The organism is Salinibacter sp. (assembly GCF_036626415.1).
GTDB lineage: Bacteria > Bacteroidota > Rhodothermia > Rhodothermales > Salinibacteraceae > Salinibacter.
On the sequence record NZ_JAZKRW010000004.1, the window covers coordinates 21,937 to 33,253 of the forward strand.

Consider the following 11,317-nt stretch of genomic DNA (forward strand, 5'->3'; position numbering starts at 1 on the left):
CCAGCGGTAGGGCCTATGTTTAAGACGCGTTCCACGACGCTCGGCTCGCTGTCTTGCGCCTGGCGTTGCCGACTGAACCGAACACGTTTCTCTCAAAATCCGACTGCACATCGATGAAGTACGCCGTCATCATGGCCGGAGGCATTGGCACGCGCTTCTGGCCCGTCAGCCGCAAGGAGCACCCCAAGCAGTTCCTGGACATCTTCGGGGACGGGACGCTCATCCAGAACACCATCGCGCGGCTGCAGGGCCTTGTGCCCCCGGAGCGCTGCCTCATCGTCACCCACGAGCGGTACACGGAGAAGACGAAAAAGCAGCTTCCGGCCGTGCCGGAGGAAAACATCCTCGCGGAGCCCATCAGCCGCAACACGGCCCCGTGCATTGCCTACGCGGCCACGACGCTGGCCAAGCGGGACCCGGACGCGACGATGGCGGTTCTCCCGGCCGACCATGTGATCGGGGACGTGGCGCAGTTTCACGACACGCTCGACGTGGCGTTCGACGCCGCCCAGGAGGACGACGCCCTCGTGACCATTGGCATCGACCCCACCTACCCGGCCACCGGCTACGGCTACATCCAGTACGACGGCCCCGGCGCCGCGGCCCCGGACCTCACCGCCCATCCCGTGCGCACCTTCGCCGAGAAGCCGGACCAGTCCACGGCCGAACGGTTCATTGACTCCGGCGACTTCCTGTGGAACAGCGGCATGTTCATCTGGCGGGCGGACACGATCCTCGACCAGATCGAGACCCATCTTCCCGACGCCCACGAGGCGTTTGCGCCGGTCCGGGCGGCCGACGGGGCAGTCGATGCCGATACCCTCACGGACGCCTTCCGGGACAGCCCGCACATTTCCATCGACTACGGGGTGATGGAGCAGGCCGACACGGTCTACGTGGTGCCGGGGACGTTCGACTGGAACGACGTCGGCGACTGGCGGGCTGTCTATGACCTCAGCGAGAAAGACGAGCACGGCAACGTGATTGAGGGGGAGGTCATCATGCAGGACTCCAGCCGCTGCTACGTCCAGACTGAGGATCGACTCGTGGTGCTCGTGGGCCTCCACGACAAGGTGGTCGTCGACACCGGCGACGCGGTGCTGGTGTGCGATCGGGAGAGCGCCCAGCAGGTGAAGCAGGTGGTGGAGTACCTGCACGCCCATCAGTTCGAGGAGTACGTCTGAGGAAGGCCGCGGTCCGCGGACGGCCGACGACGACAATCAAACGTACCGGTGCAGGTAGTCCATCACGGCGTCGGGGCCGAGAAGGCGGGCGTCGGCCTGCGTCTCGCCCTCGCCCACCTTGATGGTGACCGCCTCGCGATCCATGTTCTGCAGGGCCGCAAAGGCGTCCTCGTCCGTCACATCGTCCCCGAGGTAGACGGGCACGCGACGGGGGTGCTGGTCCGCGATGCGACGCACGGCGGTGCCCTTCGTGAGCCCATCCGGGCGAAGCTCCACCACCTTCTTGCCCCAAATGGCGTCGAGCACGTCCGGCAGGTCGGCGAGCCAGTTCCTGAGTTGGCGCCGGGCCGTCTCTTCGTCCGCCGCCTCGCGGTAGTGCACCGCGAAGGACTGGTCTTTCTCTTCCACCTGAAGCCCCTCGACTGCCGGCACGGATTCGCGGAGGCGGTGGAGGGCCTCGGCGGCGGCGTCCGACATGAGGGTGTGAGCGTCGCGGCCCACGGTGCCTTCCTGCGCCCCGTGCAGTCCAATTGCCGAATAGGGGCGATCGAGAAACGAGGAGAGGGCCTGCAGGTCGCGTCCCGTCACGATCCAGAGGGGATGCCGGGCGTCGAGCGTGCGGAGCAGGGCGGGGGCCTCGGGGTGGGGCACGGCCGCCCCCGGGTCGTCCACGATGGGGGCGAGCGTGCCGTCGTAGTCCAGAAAAAAGAGGGGATTTTCGACGACGGGGGGCATAGGAGGTTCGTTCGTATTTCGTATTGCATGCTTCGTCCCCACAGGCTGAGACGCACTACGCAATACGCACTGCGCAATACGTGCGTCTGTGCCGGAGAACGTCTGCGTCCCGAAATGCAGACCAGAGACGGCGGAGCTTCTACTCCTGAATCGACCCCAGGAAGTTGCCGGCCCAGTTGTGGACATCGAGGGTCTCGATGGTCTCCTTCAGCCCGGCGAGGCGCTGCTCACGCTCCGCCTGCGGCATCTCAAGGGCGGTGCGGATGGCGTCGGCAACCCCGGCGTGGTCGTAGGGGTTGACCTGCACGGCTTCGGGGAGGAGGTAGGCCGCACCGGTCAACTCCGAGAGGACGAGCACGCCGTCCTGAGAGGCGGTGACGAACTCCTGGGTGACCACGTTCATCCCGTCGCGGAGGGGCGTGATGAGTGCGGCGTCGGCCGCCCGGTAAAAGGCGCACAGCTCGTACTGGGTGTAGGTCCGGTAGCGATAGTTCACCGGCACCCAGCTCTCCTGCGCGAAGCGGCCGTTGATCCGGCCCACGACCTCGTCCACCTCGCGCCGGATTTGCTGGTACGACTCCAGCTCCGTGCGGCTCGGCGTGGCAATCTGGAAGAAGCTCACGTTGCCGTGATACTCGGGGTTCTCCTCCAGAAACTTCTCGAACGCCAGCATGCGGGACCGAATGCCCTTTGTGTAGTCGAGCCGGTCGATGCCAATGACGATGTGGTCGGAGCCGAGTCGTTCCCGAAATTTCCGGGCGTCCTGCTCGATGGAGGCGTCCCGAGACATTTCCTTGAACCGGTTGACGTCGATCCCAATCGGGTGTGCCTCCACCCGGGTCACCTGCCCGTCGTACTTGATGCGGGGGCCGTCCACCTCGGCGTCGAGCAGCACGTCGGCGCTCTCGATGAAGTTGTCGACGTACTCCTGCACGTGGAACCCGATTAGGTCGCACCCCAGCATGCCACGCAGCAGCTCGCGCGACCACGGCAGGATGCGGAAGATCTCCATGGCCGGCCACGGAATGTGCCAGAAGTGCCCGATCGTGGCCTCCGGCCGCTCCTGCCGGATGAGGTTCGGCGACAGCATCTGGTGGTAGTCCTGGATCCAGATGACGTCCCCGTCGCCCTTCTCCGTTTCCGAGAGGACGGCCTCGGCGAAGCGCTTGTTCACCTCGCGGTACGTCTCGATGAACGCGTCGTCCAGGTTGAGGTGCTGGATGAGGTAGTGCGAGAGGGGCCAGAGGATCTGGTTGGCCATGCCGTAGTAGTACCCGTCGAGCTCTTGGGAGCTGAGGGGCACGCGCCGCACGAGGAAGTCGGGATCGTCGGCCGGGTACTCCTGGCGCTCGGGCAGCTCCGGGTCCTCGCCCATCCCGACCCACATCCCGCCCTCCTCTTCGAGCACAGGAAGCAGCGCGGTGGTGAGGCCGCCCACCGACGTTTCCCAGCCGTCGTCGGTCTGTCGAATGGGGACACGGTTCGCAACTACGGTCAGACTCAAGGCGATGGGCGTTGCGTGGTCAGAGAGGCAGTGAGGGGACACCGGCGCCCTTCCGGGCGTCCGTCGACTCGTCCCCGGGCATGCGGGGAGGATGTTACTAGCATACCGGTGCGGACGAACGAAGGCAAGAGCAACGTCGGGGGCTCTCGTCTCGCCTCCGCCGGCAGGCGCTCGCGCCCGACGTCCTCATCGCCGGGAAGCGTTTAGGCCATCGGACGAGTCGGTGCCTTCCGACTTCCGAGACCACTCGTAGAGGGCGCGGTGCTTTACGGCGTCGCCGAAGAGGCACAGCCCGGCGTTGAGGGCCACGAGGCTGGCCGTCCCGGCGGCCACCCACTTCCAGGTCGGGGCGTCGCGCCCTTTCAGGAGGGTCGACTGCCCGACGCCGCTGGCGCCGAGGCCCGTGGCCAGGAGGCCGAGCGGGGCGAGGGTTTTCCAGGTCCGATAGTGCTGGTCCGCAGCGTCGTCTGTGCTTGGGGGGGCGTGCGTCATAAGAGAGGGGGGCGAAAAATGGGAACGATGGACAAGAAAATGGGAGCGACGGAGAAAGGGGCCGGGACGACCGGCAGCTGTCAATCCGAAGCGGCCAGTTCCTCCACGACGTTCGCGCCGACGTCCGGGTAGTCGGTGATCAGTCCGTCGACCCCAAGGCGGATGAGGCGGCGCATGGCGTCGCGCTCGTTCACGGTCCAGGGCACCACGCGGAGGCCGCGGTCGTGGGCGGCCCGGAGCAGTGCCTCATCGACGGCGGAGTGGGCCGGGCTGTAGACGGCCGGGGAGAAGCCGAGGGCTTCCAATTGATCGGCGAGGGGCGCGGCCGCGTCTTGCGTCACGAGAAGGGCAAGCTGCACGGTCGGTTCCGGGGCCCTATTCTTTTCGCGCAGGCGCCGGGTCGCTCGGAGGGCCCGCGCGTCGAACGACTGGACCGTGGTCCGCGCCGCGACCTCCCCTTCGTGCACCGCGGCGAGCACGCGTTTCGCGAAGGCCTCGGGGGCGGGGTGAAACGTCCCGTCCCACTCGGGCCGCGACTTGATCTCAATGTTGTACCGTGCGGGCGGTCGGCCGTGGTCGGCCGCGTAGGCCTCCGCCATTTCAATGACGTCGCGGAGGAGGGGCTTGGACGCGGGCTGGGGCTCCTGCCGCGGGAACTCCGGGTGCGGGCGCCGCCCACAGTCGTACCGCTCAATCTCGGCGTACGGCATGTGGTAAAGGTTGTGCTCGCGGGCGTTCGCCTCGGCGACCGGCGCGCCGGACGGGAGTGTGCAGAGGGCCGGATTCATCCACGGCTCGTGCGACACGACAACCTGCCCGTCGGCGCTGATGACGACATCCATCTCCAGCGTCGTCACGCCGATCGCCAGGGCCCGCCGGAACGCCGGAATCGTATTTTCCGGGGCGAGGCCGCGGGCCCCCCGGTGGCCCTGAAGGTCAAACTCCGTCGGCGGACCGGCGGGGGCAGGGGCGGGCGTCGTGGCGGGCATCCCGATCCCGACTGTGGCGAGGAGGGAGAGAAATACGGCGGAGGTCATTGTGGAGGGCGCCTATTCCGTGTGCTGCGAAGCACCGTCGGGAGACAAGTGCTCGGTGACGTGGTTCGTGATCATGGTGAACAGGTGTAGCCGCGTTTGGCCCCCGGCGATGCCGTGCTCGTGGGTCGGGTACATCATGAACCGAAACTGCTTGTTGGCCGACTGCAGTTGGTTTACCATCTGCACGCTGTTCTGGAAGTGCACATTGTCGTCGTCGTCGCCGTGCACGATGAGCAGGTTCTGGTCGTCGCGCAGGCGATCGGCGTAGGCCTGCGGGGCGCCGTTCTCGTAGCCGTCCGCGTTCTGGTCGGGGGTGGACATGTAGCGTTCGGTGTAAATGGTGTCGTAGAGCCGCCAGTCGGTCACGGGCGCCACGGAGACGCCCGTATCGAACGTGGAGGGGCCCTCCTCCCTCAGCATGGACAGGAGGGTCATGTAGCCGCCATAGCTCCAGCCCCAGATGCCGATGTTGTCCGCGTCCACCCACGCAGAGTCGGCCAGGGCCTGCGCCGCGTGGATCTGGTCGGCCGACTCCGGCTGGCCGAGGCGCTGATACGGCACGTCCTGGAAGGCCTTGCCCCGCCCCCCGGTGCCCCGGTTGTCGACGCTGACGACGACCATGTCGTGCGCCCGGGCAAGGTACTGGTGCCAAAGCTGTCGGGGGCCTCCCCACTGGTTGGTCACCGTCTGCACGCCGGGCCCGCCGTAGACGTACATCAGCACCGGGTACGACCGCGACGGGTCGAAGTCTTGGGGTTTGATGACGTACGCGTTGAGGGAGGTGTCGTCGGCCCCGGGGAGGCTCGTAAACTGCTTCCGCGGGAGATCAAGGCTGTCGAGGCGCCCCTCGAGGGCGTCGTTGGCCTGGAGGGTGGTGAGACGCTCGCCCGACACGTCGTGAAGGGTCCAGGTGGGGGGCGTGTCCGTCGTCGAGTGCCGGTCGATGTAGTAGGCGTGGTCCGCCGACAGGTTGAGGGCGTGCCAGCCCGGACGCGATGTCACTTTGCGGACGGACGGGGCCGTCTCATGCGGGGTGAACGACACGTCTGCCGCGTAGAGGTGCCGCTCCAGTGACGTATCGCGGGTGCCCGTGACGTAGGCCGTCGAGGCGTCCTCGTTCACGCCATGGAACTGCGTCACCTCCCACGCCCCTCCGGTGAGGGGCCCCACCTCCGTGCCGTCGACGCGGTACAAGGAGGCGTGGTTGTAGCCGCTTCGCTCGGACAGGAAGACAAAGTGCTCCCCGCCGTCGAGGTAGGTGAGCTTGTCGTCCGTCACGTCGATGTACGTGTCCTGCGTGTGTTGAAGCACCTGCTCCGTCTCCCCGGTCTCGGGGTGGCCGTACAAGAGGTCCAGCACGTTTTGATTCCGATTGAGGCGGTACATCCAGACCCGGTGCGTGCCGTCAACCTCGGGGGTCCATCCCATGCGGGCCAGGTACTCGTGCGTCCGGCCCCCGGCGTTCCACGTATTGGTGTCGAAATACCGGGTCGCCTGCGGCTGGCCCTGCGCGGTCGTGTCGACGGCCGCGAGGTCGATCACCCCAATCTTGATCTCGCTGTTCTGCTCGCCCGCCTTCGGATAGCGAAACTCTGTGGTTTCTGGGTAGCGGGTGGTGTTGTTCATCAGCGGGAACGACCGGGTGCCGGACTCGTCGAGCTTGAAGAACGCGATGCGCTCGCCGTCGGGGCTCCATTTCCACCCGTCGCGCAGGCCGAACTCCTCCTCGTAGACCCAGTCGAACGTGCCGTTGATAATCGTCCCGTCCTCCCCGTCTGTGGTGAGGGCCGTCTCCGTCCCCGTCCTGAGGTCGACGACGTGCAGGTTCCGATGTCGGACGAAGGCCACCTTCGTGGCCGACGGGTTGAACTTCGCGAACATCTGGTAGCCCTCGTCGCGATCGGAGACCGGCGTGAGCGTCTGCGTGTCGAGGTCGTAGACGTAGTAGTAGCCCTTCGTGTTGGCGCGCCACACCTCCTCCGAGTCCGTGTAGATGAGCACCTTGTCGCCCGATTCGCTGAACGTGTAGTCCTCAATCGGCACGAGGCGATCCACGTCGTCCGCGTGCAGGTTCGTGCCATCGATCACCCGTGTCTGCTCGTCCGTCCGCAGGTTGTACCGCAGGAGATGCGTCGCGTCGGCCGTGTCGGCGGGCTCGATGTACGTGATGACGGGGCCCTGATCCGTCCACTTTCCGCCCTGGAAGGAGCTGGGGCGAAACGTGGTCGAGGCATGGATGCTCTCGAGGGTCAATTCGGGGTCGTCTTGGGCCCGAACGGGCTCTGAGGGGAAGGGGAGGACCAGAAGAACGACGAGCGAAAGAACAGCGCGGCGAATCATCTACGGGGAACGGATCGGTGCGAAGAGAACGGGCGGGCCGACTGCCGAGAACATATCCTTCTTGCGGGGCTTTTGCAATGCACGATGCCTCTACCGGCCCGGAGCCGCGCGGCTGGCAGAACCGGTCGTCTCGCCCCAAATGGGTGGCGTTCTTCTTGTCGGGCCCCGAGCACGCGTTCGAGCATGTGTCGGGGAACCATCGTCCAGCCGGACGCCTATGAAGCGCTTGCTTATTCATTTTCGTGCGCAACCCCACTTCGCTTGCCATCAATCGGTCGGCCGACATCGTCGAAGGCGCTCCGGTGACCGCCACCGTGGACCTGGCGGCCATTCGGCACAATGCACGCATTCTGCAGGAGCGGGCCGGCGAGGCGGAGCTCATGGCCGTCATCAAGGCCGATGCGTACGGGCACGGGGCGCGTCCGGTGGCCCGAGCGGCGCACGAAGCGGGGGTTCGGCACTACGGGGTGGCCCGGTTGCCCGAGGGCATTCACCTGCGGGAGGACGGACACACGGGTCGAATTCTCGTCCTCGGGGCCCCGTCCCCGGAGCAGCTGCCCCGGTATGCCGATCACGACCTCGACCTGACCGTCTCCTCGGCCGATGTCGCGGCGGCGGTCCTGCGGCGCGCGTCCCCGACGGCCCCGCTCCGGGTGCACGTGAAGGTCGATACGGGCATGGGACGCCTGGGGCTCCCCCCCGACGACGTGCCGGCGATCCTGGCCCGCCTGTCCGATGCGCCCGGCGTTCGTCTGGCGGGGCTGTGGACTCACTTCGCAACGGCCGATGCGTCCGGAAGCGCGTTCGCGCAGACGCAGCTCGACCGGTTCCGGGCGGTGGTAGAGGCCGTCGACGTGGACGTGGAGCACGTGCACGCGGCCAATACCGGAGCCCTCCTCACCGTTGGGGAGCCCGCCTACGACTTTGGCGCGTCTCTCGTGCGGAGTGGGATCGCGCTGTACGGCCTGGCGGCCACCCCAGAGCTGAGCGCCCGCCTCGACCTGCGCCCGGCCATGCGGCTCACGGCCCGCGTCACCCAGCTTAAGACGGTCCCGGCCGGGACCCCGATCTCGTACGGCGCGCGTTGGCAGGCCCCGCGCCGAACCCGCATCGCGACGCTGGGCGCGGGCTACGGCGACGGCTACCCCCGCCGGGGATCCGGCCGCGCCTCGGTCCGGATTGGGGGCGCCTCCTGCCCCGTCGTGGGCACCATCTGCATGGACATGTGTATGATCGACCTTGGCCCCCCGGACCAGGCCCCGGCCACCCGTGTCGAGCGGGGCGACGAGGCCGTCCTGTTCGGGCCCGCCGGGCCCACCGCGCACGAGGTGGCGCAGTGGAGCGACACCATCCCGTACGAGATCTTCTGTGGCGTGTCCCCCCGGGTGCCCCGACGGTACACGGACCGGGCCGACGACGCTTCCGTTCAGGCCCGTCCGGTCCAGCCCGCCGCGTCGGACGCCTGATCGGAACACATCATTTTCACACTTGGGTCGGCGCCCACGATGCGAATGCTGCATCCCATCCTACGGCTATCGCATAGGATGTAGGCGGTAAGGGAAACGTTCTTCCCCGATCCTCGATCAAAGAGACGTACAAAGTTTTTATTTTCCACTCATCAATCTCCTATAAGCAATGCCTATCACTGCTGACCCTAGTGACATCGATGTTCTCGTCGTCGACGATGAGAAAGATGTTGTCGAAGTCGTCGGTCACTTTCTGGAAGAGGAAGGGTACACCGTTCATACAGCCTTCGACGGAGAGGAAGCCCTCGAAACCGCCTCGGGGAAGATCGATCTGATTGTTCTCGACATCATGCTCCCGGGCGTGGACGGCTACGAGGTGTGCAAAGAGCTGCGCTCTCGCGTCGAGACTGAAGAGATCCCGATCGTCTTTCTGAGCGCGAAGACCGAGGAAGAAGATCAGATTGAGGGCCTAATGCTTGGGGGCGACGACTACCTCACCAAGCCTGTCTCGCCCCAGGTGCTCGTGGCGCACGTGAAGGCCGTACTGCGTCGCTCCGGCGTGGAGGAGAGCAGCATCCTCGAGGTCGACGGCCTTAAGATCTACGAGGACGAGTACCGCGCGGAGCTGAACGGAGAGGACCTTGGTCTGACGCTGACGGAGTTCGAGCTCCTTCGCTACCTGGTGCGCCATCCCCGCAAGGCGTTCACCCGCCAGCAGCTGCTGGAGACCATCTGGAAGGACGCAATGATGGTGACCGAGCGGACTGTGGACGCGCACATCAAGAACCTGCGCGAAAAGCTGGGCGACTTCGCCAAGCACATCCAGACGGTTCGAGGCGTTGGGTACCGGTTTGTGCAGGAGGAGGAGTCGGCCGAAGCGTGACCCCCGGCCCCGCCTCGCACTGATTTGCGGGAGTTGGTTCTCGCCTGCGTCGTATGTCTGTTGCTTCGTCGATTCGTGACGCGTTGCTGCCCCGCCGGGCCTCGACGCAGACCTGGATGGTTCTGACGTTTGCCCTGTTCGTGGGCACGGCCGTCGTGGGCACGGGGCTCTACGTCGTGCTGGTGCTGCGGGGGGAGATGCGGACGGCCATGCAGGAGACGCTTCGCAACCAGGCCGACCGGATTGCGGTGCAGGTGGAGCAGGAGCCGAATCCGGTGCGGCGGGGGCGCATCGTGGACAACCTGACGGAGCTGCGCGACCTGCACATCGCCCTCGTTACCCCCGACACGACCTACCGCCCCTCGTCTCGGGCCGTCCCGTCTGTGCCGGCCGATACGCTGGTCGACGTGTCGGCCCTCCAGGGGATGACGGACGAGACGGTGCGGTTTGCACGCCACACGTCCGACGACGGAACGCAGTTTTTCCTCGCGGCCCTCTACCGCCCGTCGTCGAACCTGATCGTGCAGGTGGGCCAGCCGCCGCCGCCCCTGTACCGCCTCGCCCAGCGCTCCCAAGTCGTGCTCGTCCTGGGCCTGATCCTGGCCCTCGTGCTGGCCCTCATCGGCAGCTTCATTGCGGCCTACCAGGTCACCACCCCCCTCACGCGCATCAGCAAGACGGCCCGCCGGGTGGCGGAGGGAGAGTTGACCGGCAAAATCCGGGTCGAGTCGCGCGCGGCCGAGTTTCAGGACCTCGCCGAGAGCCTCAATCGCGCCTCCGACACGTTCCGGGAGAAGATCGAAGAGCTGGAGCGCATGACCCGCCTGCAAAGCGAGTTTATTGGCAACGTCTCCCACGAGGTCCGCAATCCCATCTTCTCCATCAGCGGATACCTGGAGGCCCTCGGCACCCCCGGGCTCGACGATGAGCAGCGGAAAATGTACGCCGAAAAGGCGCTGACCAACCTGAATCGCCTCCAGAACCTGTTCAACGACCTGATCGACATCGCCCGGCTCGAATACCGAGAAGACCTCATTAACCGATCGGCGTTCGACCTCAAGAACCTGGTCGACGAGGTGACCGAGATGCTGCGGCCCAAGGCCGAAGAGAAGGCCCTCGACCTTGAGGCCGACGTGCCCCGGTTCTTCGTTCGCGCCGATCGGTCCCGCATCCGCCAGGTGCTGACCAACCTGATCGAGAACGGCATCGCCTACACGAACAGCGGATCGGTGCGCTGCCGGGTGCAGCGGCGCCTCGACAAGATCCGGGTAGAGATCGTAGACACGGGGCAGGGCATCGACGAGGATCATCTCGACCGCATCTTCGAGCGCTTCTATCGGGTCGACCCCGATCGCTCCCGCGAGAGCGGCGGCACCGGGCTCGGGCTTAGCATCGTGAAGCAAATCCTGCAGGCCCACGGCGAAGACATCCACGTCGAGAGCACAAAAGGACGGGGCACTCGGTTCTGGTTTGAGCTTCCCTACGAATCGGAGCCGGAGCCGGAAGCCGTTGAGGCGTAACCCGCCACGCAGTTCCCGGCGGCCTCCGCCCAATCGCCTCCGCATTCTTCCGGAGTCTTTCCGGAAGGACCTTTTCGGAGATCGAGAAATTCCATATACTGTGCCCAGCGTACGTCCTGTGTGCCCGCAACTGGGCACTCCCGAATTTCGGAAGCG

9 protein-coding genes are annotated in these 11,317 nt (G+C 66.2%); 4 read left to right on the forward strand and 5 right to left on the reverse strand.

Annotated elements, in window-relative coordinates:
• Positions 1-113 precede the first annotated feature (113 nt).
• Positions 114-1,184, forward strand: coding sequence for a mannose-1-phosphate guanylyltransferase (locus V5A20_RS01280; protein ID WP_332326568.1), 1,071 nt, complete (start codon positions 114-116; stop codon positions 1,182-1,184).
• A 36-nt stretch (positions 1,185-1,220) separates the two neighbouring features.
• On the opposite strand, the gene otsB is transcribed toward V5A20_RS01280, so the two are convergent.
• The 5 genes from otsB to V5A20_RS01305 all read right to left on the reverse strand — a co-directional run bounded on the left by otsB (position 1,221) and on the right by V5A20_RS01305 (position 7,292).
• A complete protein-coding gene (gene otsB, locus V5A20_RS01285; RefSeq protein ID WP_332314814.1) occupies positions 1,221-1,919 on the reverse strand; it encodes a trehalose-phosphatase in 699 nt (232 codons plus the stop codon).
• A gap of 139 nt (positions 1,920-2,058) precedes the next feature.
• Positions 2,059-3,423: an alpha,alpha-trehalose-phosphate synthase (UDP-forming) gene (locus V5A20_RS01290; RefSeq protein ID WP_332314815.1), complete on the reverse strand. Its 1,365-nt coding sequence runs from the start codon at positions 3,421-3,423 to the stop codon at positions 2,059-2,061.
• Positions 3,424-3,609: 186 nt separating this feature from the next.
• Positions 3,610-3,915, reverse strand: a complete 306-nt coding sequence (locus V5A20_RS01295) for a hypothetical protein (RefSeq protein WP_332314816.1) — start codon at positions 3,913-3,915, stop codon at positions 3,610-3,612.
• An 80-nt stretch (positions 3,916-3,995) separates the two neighbouring features.
• Complete coding sequence (locus tag V5A20_RS01300) at positions 3,996-4,952, reverse strand: glycerophosphodiester phosphodiesterase family protein (protein ID WP_332314817.1); 957 nt, start codon at positions 4,950-4,952, stop codon at positions 3,996-3,998.
• Positions 4,953-4,964: 12 nt separating this feature from the next.
• Positions 4,965-7,292, reverse strand: a complete 2,328-nt coding sequence (locus tag V5A20_RS01305) for a S9 family peptidase (RefSeq protein WP_332314818.1) — start codon at positions 7,290-7,292, stop codon at positions 4,965-4,967.
• Positions 7,293-7,534: 242 nt separating this feature from the next.
• Between V5A20_RS01305 and alr the strand changes: the two genes are divergently transcribed.
• The 3 genes from alr (at position 7,535) to V5A20_RS01320 (ending at position 11,161) form a co-directional block, all read left to right on the forward strand.
• Positions 7,535-8,758, forward strand: coding sequence for an alanine racemase (gene alr / locus V5A20_RS01310; RefSeq protein ID WP_332314819.1), 1,224 nt, complete (start codon positions 7,535-7,537; stop codon positions 8,756-8,758).
• Between the two features lie 169 nt (positions 8,759-8,927).
• Positions 8,928-9,641, forward strand: a complete 714-nt coding sequence (locus tag V5A20_RS01315) for a response regulator transcription factor (protein ID WP_332314820.1) — start codon at positions 8,928-8,930, stop codon at positions 9,639-9,641.
• Between the two features lie 53 nt (positions 9,642-9,694).
• Positions 9,695-11,161 (forward strand): sensor histidine kinase, encoded by a 1,467-nt coding sequence (locus V5A20_RS01320; protein WP_332326569.1) that lies wholly within the window; start codon positions 9,695-9,697, stop codon positions 11,159-11,161.
• Positions 11,162-11,317: the final 156 nt, after the last annotated feature.

Coding starts and splice junctions, on each gene's coding strand:
- V5A20_RS01320 (WP_332326569.1), top strand. CDS start 9,695: ATGTCTGTTGCTTCGTCGATTCGTGACGCGTTGCTGCCCCGCCGGGCC.
- V5A20_RS01305 (WP_332314818.1), bottom strand. CDS start 7,292: ATGATTCGCCGCGCTGTTCTTTCGCTCGTCGTTCTTCTGGTCCTCCCC.
- V5A20_RS01315 (WP_332314820.1), top strand. CDS start 8,928: ATGCCTATCACTGCTGACCCTAGTGACATCGATGTTCTCGTCGTCGAC.
- V5A20_RS01280 (WP_332326568.1), top strand. CDS start 114: ATGAAGTACGCCGTCATCATGGCCGGAGGCATTGGCACGCGCTTCTGG.
- V5A20_RS01295 (WP_332314816.1), bottom strand. CDS start 3,915: ATGACGCACGCCCCCCCAAGCACAGACGACGCTGCGGACCAGCACTAT.
- V5A20_RS01300 (WP_332314817.1), bottom strand. CDS start 4,952: ATGACCTCCGCCGTATTTCTCTCCCTCCTCGCCACAGTCGGGATCGGG.
- otsB (WP_332314814.1), bottom strand. CDS start 1,919: ATGCCCCCCGTCGTCGAAAATCCCCTCTTTTTTCTGGACTACGACGGC.